Origin of the sequence: Flavobacterium oncorhynchi, from assembly GCF_002217355.1 — a bacterium.
In the GTDB taxonomy this organism is placed as follows: domain Bacteria; phylum Bacteroidota; class Bacteroidia; order Flavobacteriales; family Flavobacteriaceae; genus Flavobacterium; species Flavobacterium oncorhynchi.
Genome location: NZ_MUHA01000010.1, coordinates 1 through 17,666, shown reverse-complemented (window position 1 = coordinate 17,666; position 17,666 = coordinate 1). Strand labels below are relative to the sequence as shown.

Below are 17,666 nucleotides of genomic sequence, written 5' to 3'. Positions count from 1 at the left end.
AACTATGAGTAATCCGAAACAACAACAAGAGCAAATTAATATTGAGTTAGATGAAACTATTGCAGAGGGAATTTATTCTAATCTTGCGATTATAAATCACTCATCATCAGAGTTTGTTTTAGATTTTGTGAGCATTATGCCCGGTATTCCTAAAGCCAAGGTAAAGTCAAGAATTGTTTTGACACCGCAACATGCTAAAAGATTATTGCGAGCAATAGGTGAAAATATTCATCGATTTGAAGCTGCCCATGGCGAAATCAAAGAGACAGAACAAGCGCCAATTCCGCTTAATTTTGGTCCTGCGGGACAAGCATAAATTTAAGAAGCCCCATATTTATGGGGCTTTTTTTTTGATGTTTAGTTTTGAATAGGTTGCGGTTTATCTGATTTAATTTACTTTCGTCGACTAAATTCCTTTTTGTTTTTAAATTATTCTAAATTAACCTCTCCTATGAAAGATTAATTTTTGAAATATAAGACTTAGTAAGGTTGATTTAATTCAAAGTTAAAAAAAGCGCTAATTTTAATTAGTGCTTTTTTTTATGCTTAATTATTAGATGATTAATGTTTTTTTTTTATTTCTTCCCAACCTTTGTGTAAAATATGTACTCTATAATAAGTAAGAGCCGATTTAAAGGATTTTAACGTAAATAGAGTATAGTATGAAAAAGAAATTCACCTTAGAAATAGCAAGTCCATGTTCAGAAAATTTTGATAAAATGATTCCTAATGCAAACGGTTCATTTTGTGATTCTTGTATGAAAAACGTAATCGATTTGAGTAAAAAAACGAATTCTGAAGTCGCTAAATTCATCGCAGAGAATAAAGACCAAAGCATTTGTGCCCGACTAAAAACAGCACAGCTTAATGAGCAGTTCGAGTATAGCGAAACATCAAAGATTAATAATTTTAAATATGCTGCAGTCGAGGCATCTCTTATGATTGCTTCAAATTTAACTGCACAAGAAAAGGAGCCGGTTAAAACTGAAGTAAATTGTCCAGAGCCAAGTGTTTATAAGTTGGGTAAAATTGCTTATAATCATGTTAAAAGCGACGAAATTTCGTTTTTAATAAAAGGTAAATTGTTAGAAAGTAAAACAGATAGACCTTTTGATAGAGAAGTATATCCAAATTTGATGCTTTCTGTTAATGGTTCAGAAAATGCTGTGAAAATAAATGCGAGAACAGGTGAGTTTTCTGTAGCTGCAAAGGTTTTGAAAAGCAGTAAAAGCTTGATGGTTACGATTACGAGTAATGATTATTATTTTTCAAAAGAAATATCATTTTCTATAAAATCAGTTAAGAATAATGTATTGATACAAAATATCAGTATCAATTCGGAAGAGCTTACGAAAATTTATATTGCTGGTGGATTGGGAATTAATTATACTAGATAATGATCTATTTATAAATAAAAAAACGGGCTGTCTAGTATTAGTTAGGCAGCCCGTTTTTATATTTTATTTTAAAAAAAATTAATCAAATTCAGATGTAAAATATAGTTTTACACTTGGATATTTACTTTGTGTCATTTGAATTGTAAAATCAGAATCAGCTAAGAATACCAATTGACCATATTTATCGTGAGCTAGGAATTTTTGCTTGATACGTTTAAACTCTTTAAATTCTTCGTTCTTCGCATCATCAGGTTTTACCCAACATGCTTTATGCACAGGGAAGTTTTCGTAAGTACATTTTGCGCCATATTCATGCTCTAAACGGTATTGAATAACCTCATATTGAAGTGCTCCAACCGTTCCGATAACTTTACGATTGTTCATCTCCAAAGTAAATAACTGCGCCACACCTTCATCCATTAATTGATCAACCCCTTTTTCTAATTGCTTAGCTTTCATAGGATCAGCATTATTAATGTATCTAAAGTGCTCCGGAGAGAAACTAGGGATGCCTTTAAAGCTCATTACTTCACCTTCGGTTAAAGTATCTCCAATTTTAAAGTTTCCTGTATCGTGCAAACCAACAATATCTCCTGGATAAGAAATATCAACGATTTCTTTTTTCTCAGCGAAAAAGGCATTTGGACTTGAGAATTTTAAATTTTTCTTCTGACGAACGTGGTAATAAGGCTTATTTCTTTCAAAAGTTCCCGAAACAATTTTAATAAACGCTAAACGGTCACGATGTTTTGGGTCCATATTAGCATGGATTTTAAAAACAAAACCAGTCATTTTTTCTTCTGCAGGATCAACCAAACGAGTTTCAGAATCTTTTGGTCTAGGAGATGGAGCAATTGTAACGAAACAATCTAACAATTCGCGAACACCAAAATTATTTAAAGCAGAACCAAAGAATACCGGCTGGATTTTTCCATCTAAATAATCCTGACGCTCAAATTTTGGATAAACTTCATCAATTAATTCTAATTCTTCACGAAGCTTTTCAGCAGCCTTCTGACCAACGATTTTATCTAACTCTGGATTGTTTTGAACGTCAGAGAAAGCGATAGTTTCTTCGATATTTTTACGACTGTCTCCGCTAAAAAGATTGATGTTTTCTTCCCATAAATTATAAATTCCTTGGAAATCGTAACCCATTCCGATTGGGAAGCTTAAAGGAGTAACTTTTAATCCTAATTTTTGCTCTACTTCATCCATCAAATCAAAAGCGTCTTTACCTTCACGATCTAATTTGTTGATGAAAACAATCATAGGAATGTTACGCATTCTACAAACCGAAACTAATTTTTCAGTTTGTTCCTCAACCCCTTTTGCAACGTCAATTACAACAATTACACTGTCAACTGCGGTTAAAGTTCTAAAAGTGTCTTCAGCAAAATCCTTGTGTCCCGGAGTATCAAGAATATTGATTTTTTTGTCTTTATAATTAAAAGCAAGTACAGAAGTCGAAACCGAAATACCTCTTTGGCGTTCGATTTCCATGAAATCACTAGTTGCTCCTTTTTTTATTTTATTGTTTTTTACGGCTCCAGCTTCCTGAATAGCGCCTCCAAACAACAATAATTTTTCTGTTAAAGTTGTTTTACCAGCATCGGGATGCGAGATAATTCCAAATGTTCTTCTGCGTTGTATTTCTTTTAAAAAACTCATATTTTATATAAATAGGTTGCAAAAGTACTATTAATTACGCCGATTTAAAAATAAATAAGACTCTGTTTTTGGAGTTGATGTTTTGGATTTTAGGCAGATATCGCATCAAAAATCCTTCAACTAATTCTTTTTAGTATATTAGTTTCTATAATGCATATAATTTTTTGTTAATAGTATGGCTGATAGTTGTATTATGTAATTGAATTGTTATTTTTGTTCGTTTTAAGTAAAAGAAATAGAAATTAACTATTTTGGATTTTTAGAAACTGCTTTTTGCAGAAACTAGAATAGTTGGCTAGATTACAGACAATACAGATCTTTACATTCAAATTAAATTTAAAATAATGTTATTAAAAAAATTACAGCTAAAAACAATTGGTTATAGACTAGTCTTAACAATGTGTTTTTTACTTTTTTTCAACTCCGTGATTTCAGCTCAGGAAATTATTAAGGATCCTGTAGCCGAGAAACCTGCAGAACTTCATACGGGGCAAAAACAAAAAATTGATGGTATTATTGCAACTGTTGGAGATTATATTGTTTTAGATTCTGATATTGATAAAGGCTACTTAGAAATTGCAAGTCAAGGAGGTAATGTAAAAGATATTACAAGATGCCAAATGCTTGGAAAATTATTAGAAGACAAATTATATGCACATCAAGCAATTCAGGATAGTATCGTTGTAAGCGACGCAGAGGTTAGAGGAATGATGGATGAGCGATTGAATTATATGGTACAACAAGTTGGAGATATCAATAAAGTTGTAGAATACTATAAAAAGAGTTCAGTTGAAGAGTTTAAAACGTATTTTGCCGACATCTTAAAAGAACAAAAACTAGCCTCAGAAATGAGAGATAAAATTGTTAAAGATGTTCAAATAACACCTGAAGAAGTTCGTAATTTCTTTAAAAAAATACCAAAAGATGAATTGCCGACTTTTGGAGCAGAGATGGAAGTAGCACAGATTGTTGTTGATCCAGCAGTTTCAAAAGAAGATAAACAAAAAGTAATAGATCGATTAAACGATATTCGAAAAGACGTTTTAGAAGGATCTAGTTTTGCAACAAAGGCTGTTTTGTACTCGCAGGATCCAGGATCTTCACCTAATGGTGGTTATTACAAAATGACACGTAAAACACCTTTTGTAAAAGAATTTAAAGACGTTGCATTTAGTTTACAAGAAGGTGAAATTTCAGCTCCATTCGAAACCACTTTTGGATTCCATATCATTATGGTTGATAAAATTAAAGGACAAGAAGTTGAATTGCGTCACATATTAATTGCTCCTACAGTTTCTGAAAATGCTTTAAAAGAAGCAAAAGAAAGAGCGGCAAACATTAGGGCTAAAATTGTAAGTAAAACAATCACTTTTGCAGATGCAGCAAGAACTGAATCTGATGAAAAAGAAACAAAAGCAAATGGAGGAACTTTGGTAAATCCGAATACGCAGGACACTCGTTTTGAATTAACTAAAATGGATCCAACTTTATACAGTCAGGTTTCAAACTTAAAAGATGATGAAGTTTCTCAGCCAATTTTAAATACGGATGATAAAGGAAAAAAAACGTATAAATTAATTACGGTTACTAATAGAATTGATGAGCATACAGCAGATTATGGTAAAGATTATACTAAAATTAAAGAATTAGCATTAAAAGAAAAACAAATCAATGCAATCGCAAAATGGTTTGATGCTAAAATTAAAGATACTTATATCAAAATTATTGGAGAATACAGAGATTGTACTTTTGCTAACAATTGGTTGAAAAAATAATTTTTATTAAATAAAGAAAAAGAGTTAGTTTTATGAATTCATAAAGCTGACTCTTTTTAATTTTAAATACACTTATAAATGTCTGATGTAACAGCAATTCATAATTTAGTTCAGAAACGCAATGAGCTAAAAAGCGAAATAGCAAAGGTAATTGTAGGGCAGGATGCCGTAATTGACGAAATTTTACTTTGTATATTTTCTGGCGGACATGCACTTTTAATTGGTGTTCCAGGACTGGCAAAAACATTAATGATAAATACTTTGGCGCAAGCTTTAGGTTTAGATTTTAAAAGAATTCAGTTTACACCAGATCTAATGCCTTCAGATATTTTAGGAAGTGAAATTTTAGATGAAAACAGGCATTTTAAATTTATTAAAGGGCCAATATTTTCTAATATTATTTTGGCAGATGAGATTAATAGAACGCCTCCAAAAACACAAGCTGCATTGCTTGAAGCAATGCAGGAACGTTCAGTTACAATTGCGGGACATAATTATAAATTAGATTTGCCTTATTTTGTGCTAGCAACGCAAAATCCAATCGAGCAGGAGGGAACTTATCCGTTACCTGAAGCGCAGTTAGACCGTTTTATGTTTGCTATTAAATTAGAGTATCCAACTTTTGAAGAAGAAGTAAAGGTGGTAAAGCAAACAACATCTGATAATAAAGTTGAAGTTAAGCCTTTGTTTACGGCAGAGGAAATTATCGATTTCCAGCATTTGATTCGTAGAATTCCTGTTGCAGATAATGTTGTTGAATATGCAGTTACTTTGGTTAGTAAAACACGTCCTGATAATTCATTGTCTAATGATTTTGTAAAGAATTATTTAGATTGGGGAGCAGGACCAAGAGCATCTCAGAATTTGATTTTAGCGGCAAAAGCTCACGCAGCTTTCAATGGTAAATTTTCGCCGGATATTGAAGATGTAAAAGCGGTAGCAACTGGAATTTTGAGACATAGAATTATTAAAAATTATAAAGCCGATGCTGAAGGGATAACTGAAGAAGTTATTATTAAAAAGCTGATGTAAATTATACGATTTAGATTGTAAAAAAGCCTGATAAATACTATCAGGCTTTTTTGTTTTAATTTGGAAAAAGTATTGAATTTTTGATTGCGAATGAAAGACAAAATTGACTCTAAAAGGGATAACTATAACGTTATAATTGCTTATTTAGAACTGTTCTTTTCTAAAATAGAAGTAAAATCTCACTTACTTTATTACGTCTAATTTCGACTTTGCTAAAGAAAGGTTTTTAAAATATCAATAATTCATTTTTTTAATGTAAAACTGATATTTTAGCAAAAACAAGTAGCGAAAATCGTTTTTTAATAATAATAATTTTTGAAAACGCGACTTCTGTTATATTATTTTTAATTCTCGGCTTTAATATTTAAATTTGCGTACAAAAAAACAAAAATACTTCTAACATATTATGAATACTTACAAAGATTACATTAAAGAAATCGAAGAAAGAAAAAGCCAAGGACTTCATCCAAAGCCAATTGATGGTGCAGAATTAGTAAGCGAAATTATTTCGCAGATTAAAGATTTAGATAACGAATACAGAGAAGATTCTCTTAAGTTTTTTATCTATAATACTTTGCCGGGTACTACAAGTGCTGCTGGTGAAAAAGCTAAGTTTTTAAAAGAAATTATATTAGGAGAGTCAGTAGTAAAAGAAATCACTCCAACTTTTGCTTTTGAATTATTATCACACATGAAAGGCGGGCCTTCTATTGAGGTGTTGTTAGATCTAGCTTTAGGTAATGATGCTGCAATTGCAGAAGCGGCAGCAAAAGTGCTGAAAACGCAAGTTTTCCTTTATGAAGCAGATACGGATCGTTTAATAGAAGCATTCAAAAATAATAATGCAATAGCAAAAGAAATCCTTGAAAGCTATGCAAAAGCAGAATTCTTTACAAAACTGCCAGAAGTGGCAGATGAAGTTAAAGTTGTAACTTTTATTGCTGGTGAAGGGGATATCTCAACAGATTTACTTTCTCCGGGTAATCAAGCTCACTCACGTTCAGATCGTGAACTTCATGGGCAATGTATGATTACTCCGCAAGCACAGAAAGAAATTAGAGAGCTGCAAGCACAACATCCTGATAAAAGCGTAATGTTAATTGCAGAGAAAGGAACAATGGGAGTTGGTTCTTCAAGAATGTCAGGTGTAAATAACGTGGCTCTTTGGACAGGGAAACAAGCAAGCCCATATATTCCATTCGTAAATATCGCTCCAATTGTTGGTGGAACAAACGGAATCTCTCCAATTTTCTTAACAACTGTCGATGTTACAGGTGGAATAGGTTTAGATCTTAAAAACTGGGTGAAAAAGGTTGATGCAGAAGGTAATGTTGTTCGTAATGAAAATGACGAGCCAGTTTTAGAGCAAACATATTCTGTTGCTACAGGAACAGTGCTTACGATCAATATTAAAGAGAAAAAATTATATAACGGCGATCAAGAATTAATCGATATTTCTAAGGCTTTTACTCCTCAGAAAATGGAATTCATTAAAGCAGGTGGTTCATACGCTATTGTATTTGGTAAAAAACTACAAACATTAGCAGCAAAAGTTTTAGATGTTGAAGCGCCTCTTGTATTTGCTCCATCAAAAGAAATTTCTATTGAAGGTCAAGGTCTTACAGCGGTAGAAAAAATCTTCAACAAAAATGCTGTTGGTATTGCGCCAGGTAAAGTATTACACGCTGGTTCTGATGTTCGTGTAGAAGTTAATATAGTAGGTTCACAAGATACTACAGGTTTAATGACTGCTCAAGAATTAGAGTCTATGGCTGCAACAGTGATTTCGCCAATCGTTGATGGTGCATACCAATCAGGTTGTCACACTGCTTCAGTTTGGGATAAAAAAGCACAGGCAAACATTCCAAAATTGATGAAATTTATGAACGATTTCGGATTAATCACAGCTCGTGACCCGAAAGGTGTTTATCATGCAATGACCGACGTTATTCATAAAGTTCTTAACGATATTACTATCGATGAGTGGGCTATCATTATTGGTGGTGACTCTCATACAAGAATGTCAAAAGGTGTTGCTTTTGGTGCTGACTCAGGAACTGTTGCTCTTGCACTTGCTACTGGAGAAGCTTCAATGCCAATTCCAGAATCTGTAAAAGTAACTTTCAAAGGAGATATGAAAGGATACATGGATTTCCGTGATGTGGTTCATGCTACTCAAGCTCAGATGCTTCACCAATTTGGAGGAGAAAATGTATTCCAAGGAAGAATCATTGAGGTTCATATTGGAACACTTACTGCTGACCAAGCATTTACATTTACAGACTGGACTGCAGAAATGAAAGCAAAAGCATCTATCTGTATTTCAGAAGATGATACTTTAATCGAATCATTGGAAATTGCAAAAGGTAGAATCCAAATCATGATCGATAAAGGCATGGATAACGAAAAACGCGTTCTTCAAGGATTGATCAATAAAGCGGATAAGAGAATTGCAGAAATTAAATCGGCAGAGAAACCAGCTTTAACTCCAGATGCTAATGCTAAATATTATGCTGAAGTTGTAGTAGATCTTGATCTGATTTCTGAGCCTATGATTGCTGATCCAGACGTAAATAATGCTGATGTTTCAAAAAGATATACTCACGATACCATTAGACCTTTGTCTTTCTATGGCGGAGTGAAAAAAGTAGATCTTGGATTTATTGGATCTTGTATGGTTCATAAAGGCGATATGAAAATCCTTGCTCAAATGTTGAAAAACGTAGAAGCGCAAACAGGAAAAGTTGAGTTTAATGCTCCTCTTGTTGTTGCTCCTCCAACTTATAATATTGTTGATGAGTTGAAAGCTGAAGGTGACTGGGAAGTTTTACAGAAATACTCTGGTTTCGAATTCGATGATAATGCTCCAAAAGGTGCTGCACGTACAGAATACGAAAATATGTTATACTTAGAGCGCCCAGGATGTAACCTTTGTATGGGTAACCAGGAAAAAGCGGCAAAAGGAGATACTGTTATGGCAACTTCAACACGTCTTTTCCAAGGAAGAGTTGTAGAAGATACTGAAGGTAAAAAAGGAGAATCATTACTTTCTTCTACACCAGTTGTAGTTTTATCTACAATTTTAGGTAGAACTCCAACATTAAATGAATATACAACTGCGGTTGAAGGTATCAACTTGACTAAGTTTGCGCCTTCTAACAAATCGTTAGTAATGTAATCTTACGATTATTAATATATAAAAAGCCCGAGTGATAAACTCGGGCTTTTTCTTTTATTGCTCTTCTATTTTTTGTAACTTGTCATGTTCAAAAAATAAAACAAAAAACAATTACTTATGGCTTTTGATATTGAAATGATTAAAAAAGTGTATGAGAACATGCCGGGTCGTGTTGATAAAGCACGCGAAATTGTTGGTCGTCCACTTACATTAACAGAGAAAATTTTATACAATCACCTTTGGGATGGAAATCCAACTCAGGCGTTTGGAAGAGGTATTGATTATGTTGATTTTGCACCAGACCGTGTAGCGTGTCAAGATGCGACAGCACAAATGGCATTGTTGCAGTTTATGCATGCGGGTAAATCTAAAGTAGCAGTTCCTACAACAGTACACTGCGATCACTTGATTCAGGCAAAAGTTGATGCTGCGACTGATTTGGCTAGAGCAAAAACACAAAGTAATGAAGTTTTTGACTTCCTATCATCAGTTTCAAATAAGTACGGAATTGGTTTTTGGAAACCAGGAGCAGGAATTATTCATCAAGTAGTACTTGAGAACTACGCTTTCCCTGGTGGAATGATGATTGGTACCGATTCTCATACTGTAAATGCTGGAGGATTAGGAATGGTTGCCATTGGTGTTGGTGGAGCCGATGCCGTAGATGTAATGTCCGGAATGGCATGGGAACTTAAATTTCCTAAATTAATCGGAGTAAAACTAACTGGTAAATTATCAGGATGGACAGCTCCAAAAGATGTTATTCTTAAAGTTGCTGGTATCCTGACTGTAAAAGGTGGTACAGGCGCTATCGTTGAATATTTTGGAGAAGGAGCGACATCTATGTCGTGTACTGGTAAAGGAACCATTTGTAATATGGGGGCTGAAATTGGTGCAACAACTTCAACTTTTGGTTATGATGCTTCAATGGGGCGTTATTTACGTTCTACAAACAGAGCTGATGTTGCTGATGCTGCCGATAAAATTGCTTCTTATTTAACAGGAGATCCGGAAGTTTATGCAAATCCAGAGCAATATTTTGATCAAGTTATCGAAATCAATTTATCTGAATTAGAACCGCACTTAAATGGTCCTTTTACGCCAGATTTAGCTACTCCAATTTCTAAAATGAAAGAAGAAGCAATCAAAAATAATTGGCCATTACAAATTCAGGTTGGTTTAATAGGATCATGTACCAACTCGTCATATGAAGATATTTCTCGTGCAGCTTCTTTAGCAAGACAAGTAGCAGATAAAAATTTAAAAACAAAAGCAGAGTTTACCATTACTCCGGGTTCTGAAGTAGTTCGTTCAACGATCGAAAGAGACGGATTTATTGATACATTCCACAAAATTGGAGCAACTGTTTTTGCTAATGCCTGCGGACCATGTATTGGAATGTGGGATAGAGAAGGAGCGGAAAAAGAAGAAAGAAATACAATTGTTCACTCTTTCAATCGTAACTTTTCAAAACGTGCTGATGGTAATCCTAATACATTAGCTTTTGTTGGTTCTCCAGAACTAGTAACTGCAATGGCAATCGCTGGTGATTTAAGCTTTAATCCATTAACAGATAAACTAATCAATGAAGATGGAGAAGAAGTAATGCTGGATGCTCCAACAGGAGATGAACTTCCTGCTAAAGGTTTCTATGCTGAGGATCCGGGATTTCAAGCTCCAGCAGCTGATGGCTCAGGAGTTCAGGTTGTAGTAAATCCTGCATCAGAACGATTACAATTATTGGCTCCGTTCGATGCTTGGGATGGTAAAAACATTACAGGTGCTAAATTATTAATCAAAGCATTCGGAAAATGTACAACAGACCATATCTCTATGGCTGGTCCATGGTTGCGTTTCCGCGGGCATTTAGATAATATTTCAAATAATATGTTGATTGGAGCTGTAAATGCTTACAACCAAAAAACAAACTCAGTTAAAAACCAATTAACTGGGCAATATGATGCTGTTCCTGCTGTTGCTCGCGCATACAAAGCAGCTGGAGTTCCGTCTATCGTTGTGGGAGATCATAATTATGGCGAAGGTTCTTCTCGTGAGCATGCAGCTATGGAGCCTCGTTTCTTAGGTGTAAAAGCAGTATTAGTAAAATCTTTCGCGCGTATCCATGAAACAAACCTTAAAAAACAAGGTCTTTTAGGATTGACATTTGCAAACGAAGCGGATTATGATAAGATTCAAGAAGATGATACAATTAACTTCTTAGACTTAACTGAATTTGCGCCAGGAAAACCATTGACATTAGAATTTGTTCACGCAAACGGTTCTAAAGATATTATCTTAGCAAATCATACCTACAATGCAGGTCAAATTGGCTGGTTCGTTGCAGGTTCTGCATTAAACTTAATTGCGGCCGGAAAAGCTTAATATTTTTTGTATTCAATTATACTAGAAACGTTCTGTGAAAGCAGAACGTTTTTTTTATTTTTTATAATTAGAAATTAATTTATTATAGCTTTAAGGTTGTAGCAGTTTCACTTCCCCATTGAGCAATGGCTTGAAGCAACGGAATAAGTGTTCTGCCAAAAGAAGTTAATTCGTAATCTACTCTCAAAGGAGGTTTATTTGTGTGTACAGTTCGTGTAATAAGTCCATCTTCTTCAAGTTCTTTCAGTTGAAGGCTTAATGTTCGTTCAGTGATAACTTTACATTCTTTTCTTAATTCGCTATATCGCTTTTTTTCGATTAAATGAATAAGAATTACTGCTTTCCACTTGCCGCCTATATATTTCATTGTTAGGCTTGTGCTGCAAGGATATTGTTTGTTGTCTATACTATACATCTGTTACTATCAATTTTATCCGTTATTGCAAAGATAGTTTACTATACTTAGTTTTGTAACAATAAAAAGTATAGTATAAATAAAAAATTAAAAATATGAATTTTTTAGACCTTGCAAAGAGTAGGTACGCAACAAAAAAGTATGATGCGGCCAAAAAGATTACAGCAGAACAAATTGAAGAATTGAAACAGATTATTCGATTAAGTCCTTCTTCTATAAACAGTCAGCCTTGGAAGTTTACTTTTGTTACCAATGAAACAGTAAAAAGAGAACTAGCAGCTCAATCTTATATGAACGAACAATCTATCAACGATGTAGGTCTTTTAGTGGTGTTTAGTGTAATGGAAGATATTGAACATTTTGAAAAACGAAATATCTCTATTCTGCCAGAAGCGTGGAGAACTCTTTTTTACGAACCAATGATAAAATCGAATGGAGATGTCGCAACGAAATCTTGGATGGAACATCAAGTATATCTTTCGTTAGGTTATTTTTTAAGTGCTTGTATAAGTATGGGACTTGATGCTACGCCAATGGAAGGTATAAACATTGAAGGCTATAAGCAAATATTGCCGCAAGACGGATATGCACCGCTATTTTCTGTTACAGTTGGATATGCTGATTTAAGTGATTGGGCACATCCGACAGTTTTGCCAAAATCTCGTTTTGAACTAGAAGAGGTTGTACATTCTATTTAAAGTAAAAACAGGTATCATTTTTATGGTGCCTGTTTTTATTTTTAGGCCGTTTCCATCTAGGTTAGGGCTGTAGTTTTTAAAAAAGACTATTAAAAAACTATTGATTTTCTTTAACTAAAGGAGTTTTTGAGTTTAACGTTTTAATACGGATTGGCTTCGTGTTTTCGAATTCATCAACAGAAATACTATAAGTGGCAGCAGAAGGATTCGTGCTGTATTCATTGTAAGTGTAACCGCCAATTATGTATAATTTGTCTCCATAAAAATGCATTGTTGAAGATTTTAATTCAAGATCAATTAAGTACTCTTTTAGCTGATTTGATTTTATGTCGTACACATACAATCTTCGATCATTAAAAAAGTAAATTGTGTTATTTTGAGAAGTAACTGCAGGATTTTCTAAAGGAGAAAAAAGATCTCCCTCAGTTTGCCATTTTTCATCAAGCAAATTTAAACTTACTATTTCAGATAAAGGTTGTCCATTATTTCCGCCAATTAAATAAATTTTATCACCTATTAAAACACCATTTGCTTCTTTAGCAGTCAGCATATCCGAAAGTTCATACCACAAACCAGAAGGAATATTGTAAAAACGAACTTTGTTAGTGAAAGTTTTTTTGCCTTTCAGAGTCGTTTTTATTGAGCCACCCATAACAATAATATTGTCTTTGTAAGTAAACGACGAAAAATTGACCGCCTGATGCGGATTAGTTTTATCAATTGTAATTGTATTTTTGCTTAAATCAAAAACTTCAATTTCATTTTCTAAATATTCAAATTTAGCATTTCCAGATATTCGCTTTCCTCCCAAAACATAAATCTTGTTATCGTAATAATGGAGTTTATTATAAGCTCTTTTTTTAAATTTTATTTCAGAAGTCTGCCAGTTGTCAGCATTGATGTCATAAATTAAAAAATCACCTCTATACGAATGAGAGCCTTCTTGACGACGAAGTTCATCATAAAAAGTTTTCATGAAAATTTCAGTATCTGTATTTACTGTTTTATCCTTTGCCTTTTGAAAAGCATCAGATTCATAAGAAGCGTCGCCTCCAACAATATAAATTTTACCATCTTTTACCAGAGACCCAAAAGAATAAATAGCATTTTTTAAAGGAGCCAATTTCGTAAAAGCAATTTTCGATTTTAGTTTTAATTTGCCATTGGCAGAAACAGCTATTTCAGATAAATTTTCTGTTTCCTCTTTCAGATAAATTTTAAAATTAAGCTTTCTAAGCTCTTTAAAGGAAATTCTAGAAATTTGGTATCCAATATGAGAGAATTGCAAAGTGTCAGTTTCATTAAAGCTTGATTCTTTTCGGATTATAAACTTCCCTTTTCTATCACTCAATGTTTTAAAGTTTTTTGAAGAACAAACGATATTTACATCTGAAATAGGTTGATTGCTTGTAGAAACTACAGTTCCTTCAGTATTTTGTGCATTTGATAAAAACGAAGATAAAAGAAAGATGAAGAGTAATTTTTTCACAAGTTTTTATTAGTTAAGTTAAGGATAAATCTCTTTTGGAACATTATTTTTGTTTAAAAAACTGCAATTCAAAAAGTTGACACAATTTTGATGCCGTACTTGTTAAAATGAAGTGAATTAGTTGTTAAAAATAGTGTGTTTTTTACTTTAAAAAGTTAAATTCGCTTTTTAGGTAATATAGTTACTCTTTTTGAGTTTAAATTATTATCTAAACTTAAAAAAGATAGATAAACTTTAATAGGTGAGTATGGTTTTTAGATTAATTATAGTATTGTTTTTTTTTAGTGTTGGTGCTTTTTCTCAAGAAAAATTTACCAAACATAAAATCTCAAAAGGAGAAAACATTACTGTAATTGCTAAAAAATATGGTGTAAAAGTAAAGGATATCCAAGATGCAAATCCTAATGCACCTAAAGTTTTAAAACTAAATTCGGTTTTGCTAATCCCTAATAAAAATGTTCGTACTGCGCAAAAATCTTCTCAAACTGAAGCAAGTAAAACGAAAAATATAGCTTATGATACTCCAGGTTCACATGAAGTTTCGCAAAAAGAAACACTTTGGGGAATCGCTAAAAAATACAATGTTTCTGTTGATGAATTGAAAAAAGCAAATCCAACATTAGAAACAGACGGTTTAAAAATAGGACAGCATCTAAATATTCCTTCTAATGCTGTAGTAAGTTCAGAAAATGCAGTTAATACAAATGGAGCAAAACCAGAAATTGTTCCTATTGCAAATACAGAGCTTAACGTTAAAGTACAAGTTAAAGAGACAAAATACTCAATTGCTAAGAAGTACGGAATAACAGTAGCAGAATTAGAACGTCAGAATCCTTCAATCAAAAAGAAACTCCGGGTAGGGCAATCTTTAAAGATTAGTACCACAGCAGAAAAAGCCAATCAGTTATTAGAAACAACCGATTTAAATGCTGAGAAGGAAGGTAATACTTCTTCAAATGCGATCGCAACTGCCGCAACTGGAATTAATACTGATATAACAAAACCTGAAATTATTACTTCAGAAAATGCAGAAGTTGTCGTTGAGGTGCAGCCAAAAGAAACAAAGTATGCTATTGCAAAAAGATACGGAATTACAGTAGCTGAGCTAGAACGACAAAATCCATTTATAAAAGGGAAACTTCCGGTAGGATCTGTTTTAAAGATTAAAACCACTAAAGAAAAGGCAGATGTTTTAAATGTAAATTCATCTCAAGTAATCGATAGTGCACAGCCTTCAATAGTAGTCGCAGATAACTCAAATGCAGTCAAAGATTCGGGAGTTGTTAGAATAAGTAATCATTCCGATTTAATTAATCAGCTGATTAGTAATGCGACTGAAAATATTGGAACACGTTACCGTTCTGGTGGAACTACAAAAGCAGGTTTTGATTGTTCAGGATTAATGTTTTGTACTTTTGGGAACTTCGATATCAAACTGCCAAGAAGTTCAATAGAACAATCTCGAATAGGAACAAAAGTAGCTTCAGAAGAAGCTCAAAAAGGAGATTTAATTTTCTTTAAAACCAATGGGAGGCGTCATATAAATCATGTTGGTATGGTCGTTGAAAATGTCGATGGCGAGATTAAATTCGTACACTCTTCTACTCACGGCGGTGTTATGATTTCTTCGACAAAAGAAGCTTATTATACAAGAGCATTTTCGCAGGTAAATCGTGTTTTAGAATAAAATTATTTAAATAGTTAAGTAAATTTTTGTTTTAAATTCTTCAATTGAAAGAGGTTTGCTTAAAAAATCAGTTATATATTTACTATTCTTGATTTCTTGAATTTCATTAGTGTCTAATGTTGATGAAAGTACATAAATTTGAATTCCTCTTTTAAAATCTTCGCTTAGCTTGTGAAACTCATTTAAAAAATCAAAACCATTCATTATAGGCATTTGAATGTCTAATAAGATGACTAAGGATTGATTCTTTTTTTTGTTATTGTTAAGCCATAAAATTCCCTCATTACCATCATTAGTGATACTTAGCTCGGTTATATTAAACACTTTTTTTAATAGTTGTTTAATAACAAGCTGGTCTATCAAATTGTCTTCAATTAATAAGAATTCTGGTTTAGGCATCATATGTATTTGGAATTGTTACAATAAATTTGCTTCCTATATTAGTTTTTGAGGATACAGATATGTTTCCTTTAATATTTTCGACGGCCTCTTTTACTATATATAGCCCTAGTCCTGATCCTTTATTTTTGTTAGTCCCAAAGTACATTTCAAAAATATGATCCCTGAATTCCTCTTTAATGCCAATTCCATTATCCGATATTTCTATTTAATGAAAACAGCCGTCAAAATAAGTTTTTATAGAAATAAGCATTTCTTGTTTGCTGTTGTCAGCATATTTTATTGCATTTGAGAGTAAATTACTTATGATAATTCTTAAGCGTAAACGATCACTTTGAATTTGATCAAGTAATAATTCTTTGGTAAAAGTTATCTTGTTAGCATTTTCGATATGCATTAATTGCGCAATTGCTTCGTCAAATAATTCTTTTAGATTAACGGGTTCTATGATTGTTTGTATCCTTTTGTTTTTGGAATAATCTATAATATCACTGATAAATTGATCTTGTTTGCAAAGACTCTGATGCATTAAATTTAAATAATCTTTGATTTGGTCTATATCATCTTCAAGCTGTGTAATTTGGATAAGCCCTTTTAGAGAGGTTATTGGGGATCTTAAGTCATGTGATGCGCTGTAAACAAAGCGATCGAGTTCATGGTTGACTAATATTAGATTTTCATTTTTGACTTCAATTTCCTTTTTGGAAACAATTAATCGTTTAACCATGATAGAATAATAAAGAGAAACACTGCAAATAATTATTAATATGAAAACAATATTGATAATGATAAGAAGGTCTTTTATTGTACGAGTTCCTTCTCCTAGTGTGTTAGAGAAGTTCCGTTCATTGATAGTTAGTTTGTCGCTGATGCTGCTGATTTGTTGAAGAAATTTTTGTTGATCGGCATCAGTTAGTTGGTCGCATTTTATTTTTGAATCTATTTGTTGTCCAATAATGAATAATTGATAGATTAATTTGTCACCTTGTTCCCATTCGTGAATTGCTTTTGCCAAAAATGGAATCTCTTTAAAATGAACAAACAGCCAAACAAGATCATCTAGGTCAGCTTCGTTATTTCGGCCCGTAAGAAGACCTTTTCGAGCTGTCTCATTGTCGCCAACTTTTAAAAGTGTTACCCTGGCAATCCCATCGCCTTGCGGAACTTTTAATTCCTCTAAGTATAAATTCCATTGGTTTTTATCTTTTGTGTAGAGATAGGTTAAAAGATGTCTGGAAGCATCTTTTTGGCCTTTTGAATAATGAGATTCGCCATTTACATAAGCTCTATTTGCAGATAATATTTTGATAGTAAAAAAATTAATAAATATTAGTAAAGCGCAAGAAAGAAATACAATTAATAAAAGAACAAAAACATTTGGATAACGGAGTTTTTTAAAAAAATGACCTTTAGACATAGCTTTTGGATTAGTAGGTTAATAGTTTTAATTTCTGCCTTTAAAGTATTTTTTGAGCTGTTTTTTTTGTCTTAATTATATGTTTAAGATGATTTTTTGTTAGTTGGTTAAAACGATAAACAATTG

Annotated in this window: 14 protein-coding genes; 8 read left to right on the top strand and 6 right to left on the bottom strand. The window is 32.9% G+C overall.

Features of this window, described 5'->3' with window-relative positions:
• The first annotated feature begins 4 nt into the window (after positions 1 to 4).
• On the top strand, positions 5 to 316 hold the full coding sequence (locus B0A75_RS08400; RefSeq protein ID WP_012024017.1) for a DUF3467 domain-containing protein: 312 nt from the start codon (positions 5 to 7) through the stop codon (positions 314 to 316).
• 346 nt (positions 317 to 662) lie between these two features.
• A complete protein-coding gene (locus B0A75_RS08395) occupies positions 663 to 1,397 on the top strand; it encodes a hypothetical protein (protein ID WP_089053848.1) in 735 nt (244 codons plus the stop codon).
• A gap of 78 nt (positions 1,398 to 1,475) precedes the next feature.
• On the opposite strand, the gene B0A75_RS08390 is transcribed toward B0A75_RS08395, so the two are convergent.
• Positions 1,476 to 3,068, bottom strand: a complete 1,593-nt coding sequence (locus B0A75_RS08390) for a peptide chain release factor 3 (RefSeq protein ID WP_071636614.1) — start codon at positions 3,066 to 3,068, stop codon at positions 1,476 to 1,478.
• Between the two features lie 344 nt (positions 3,069 to 3,412).
• Between B0A75_RS08390 and B0A75_RS08385 the strand changes: the two genes are divergently transcribed.
• The 4 genes from B0A75_RS08385 (at position 3,413) to B0A75_RS08370 (ending at position 11,435) form a co-directional block, all read left to right on the top strand.
• The gene (locus B0A75_RS08385) at positions 3,413 to 4,843 is read left to right on the top strand and encodes a peptidylprolyl isomerase (protein WP_089053847.1); all 1,431 of its coding nucleotides are present in this window, start codon (positions 3,413 to 3,415) and stop codon (positions 4,841 to 4,843) included.
• 78 nt (positions 4,844 to 4,921) lie between these two features.
• Positions 4,922 to 5,875: an AAA family ATPase gene (locus tag B0A75_RS08380; protein WP_089053846.1), complete on the top strand. Its 954-nt coding sequence runs from the start codon at positions 4,922 to 4,924 to the stop codon at positions 5,873 to 5,875.
• A gap of 406 nt (positions 5,876 to 6,281) precedes the next feature.
• Positions 6,282 to 9,053, top strand: coding sequence for a bifunctional aconitate hydratase 2/2-methylisocitrate dehydratase (locus B0A75_RS08375; protein WP_089053845.1), 2,772 nt, complete (start codon positions 6,282 to 6,284; stop codon positions 9,051 to 9,053).
• Positions 9,054 to 9,170: 117 nt separating this feature from the next.
• Complete coding sequence (locus B0A75_RS08370; RefSeq protein WP_089053844.1) at positions 9,171 to 11,435, top strand: aconitate hydratase; 2,265 nt, start codon at positions 9,171 to 9,173, stop codon at positions 11,433 to 11,435.
• Positions 11,436 to 11,517: 82 nt separating this feature from the next.
• Here B0A75_RS08370 and B0A75_RS08365 read toward each other — a convergent pair whose 3' ends face one another.
• Positions 11,518 to 11,850: a winged helix-turn-helix transcriptional regulator gene (locus B0A75_RS08365; protein WP_089053843.1), complete on the bottom strand. Its 333-nt coding sequence runs from the start codon at positions 11,848 to 11,850 to the stop codon at positions 11,518 to 11,520.
• A 95-nt stretch (positions 11,851 to 11,945) separates the two neighbouring features.
• Here B0A75_RS08365 and B0A75_RS08360 point away from each other — a divergent pair, with 95 nt between their 5' ends.
• A complete protein-coding gene (locus tag B0A75_RS08360) occupies positions 11,946 to 12,548 on the top strand; it encodes a nitroreductase family protein (protein WP_089053842.1) in 603 nt (200 codons plus the stop codon).
• A 97-nt stretch (positions 12,549 to 12,645) separates the two neighbouring features.
• Here the strand turns inward: B0A75_RS08360 and B0A75_RS08355 are convergent, their stop codons facing one another.
• Positions 12,646 to 14,037, bottom strand: a complete 1,392-nt coding sequence (locus B0A75_RS08355; RefSeq protein WP_089053841.1) for a Kelch repeat-containing protein — start codon at positions 14,035 to 14,037, stop codon at positions 12,646 to 12,648.
• Between the two features lie 247 nt (positions 14,038 to 14,284).
• On the opposite strand from B0A75_RS08355, the gene B0A75_RS08350 reads away from it, so the two are divergent.
• Entirely contained in the window at positions 14,285 to 15,724 is a 1,440-nt protein-coding gene (locus B0A75_RS08350) for a LysM peptidoglycan-binding domain-containing protein (RefSeq protein ID WP_089053840.1), read from the top strand.
• A gap of 6 nt (positions 15,725 to 15,730) precedes the next feature.
• Here the strand turns inward: B0A75_RS08350 and B0A75_RS08345 are convergent, their stop codons facing one another.
• From B0A75_RS08345 to B0A75_RS08340, 3 genes are read right to left on the bottom strand one after another with little or no spacing between them, the layout of a single operon-like run.
• Entirely contained in the window at positions 15,731 to 16,126 is a 396-nt protein-coding gene (locus tag B0A75_RS08345; protein WP_089053839.1) for a response regulator, read from the bottom strand.
• Entirely contained in the window at positions 16,116 to 16,325 is a 210-nt protein-coding gene (locus B0A75_RS20685) for a sensor histidine kinase (RefSeq protein WP_262490101.1), read from the bottom strand. Before B0A75_RS20685 ends, B0A75_RS08345 begins: the two co-directional genes overlap by 11 nt.
• A 6-nt stretch (positions 16,326 to 16,331) precedes the next feature.
• Positions 16,332 to 17,540: a sensor histidine kinase gene (locus B0A75_RS08340; protein ID WP_244284365.1), complete on the bottom strand. Its 1,209-nt coding sequence runs from the start codon at positions 17,538 to 17,540 to the stop codon at positions 16,332 to 16,334.
• Between the last annotated feature and the right edge of the window lie 126 nt (positions 17,541 to 17,666).

Excerpts from the sequence above, each read along its gene's own strand:
- B0A75_RS08400 (WP_012024017.1), top strand. The coding sequence starts at position 5 with ATGAGTAATCCGAAACAACAACAAGAGCAAATTAATATTGAGTTAGAT.
- B0A75_RS08395 (WP_089053848.1), top strand. The coding sequence starts at position 663 with ATGAAAAAGAAATTCACCTTAGAAATAGCAAGTCCATGTTCAGAAAAT.
- B0A75_RS08390 (WP_071636614.1), bottom strand. The coding sequence starts at position 3,068 with ATGAGTTTTTTAAAAGAAATACAACGCAGAAGAACATTTGGAATTATC.
- B0A75_RS08385 (WP_089053847.1), top strand. The coding sequence starts at position 3,413 with ATGTTATTAAAAAAATTACAGCTAAAAACAATTGGTTATAGACTAGTC.
- B0A75_RS08380 (WP_089053846.1), top strand. The coding sequence starts at position 4,922 with ATGTCTGATGTAACAGCAATTCATAATTTAGTTCAGAAACGCAATGAG.
- B0A75_RS08375 (WP_089053845.1), top strand. The coding sequence starts at position 6,282 with ATGAATACTTACAAAGATTACATTAAAGAAATCGAAGAAAGAAAAAGC.
- B0A75_RS08370 (WP_089053844.1), top strand. The coding sequence starts at position 9,171 with ATGGCTTTTGATATTGAAATGATTAAAAAAGTGTATGAGAACATGCCG.
- B0A75_RS08365 (WP_089053843.1), bottom strand. The coding sequence starts at position 11,850 with ATGTATAGTATAGACAACAAACAATATCCTTGCAGCACAAGCCTAACA.
- B0A75_RS08360 (WP_089053842.1), top strand. The coding sequence starts at position 11,946 with ATGAATTTTTTAGACCTTGCAAAGAGTAGGTACGCAACAAAAAAGTAT.
- B0A75_RS08350 (WP_089053840.1), top strand. The coding sequence starts at position 14,285 with ATGGTTTTTAGATTAATTATAGTATTGTTTTTTTTTAGTGTTGGTGCT.
- B0A75_RS08345 (WP_089053839.1), bottom strand. The coding sequence starts at position 16,126 with ATGATGCCTAAACCAGAATTCTTATTAATTGAAGACAATTTGATAGAC.
- B0A75_RS08340 (WP_244284365.1), bottom strand. The coding sequence starts at position 17,540 with ATGTCTAAAGGTCATTTTTTTAAAAAACTCCGTTATCCAAATGTTTTT.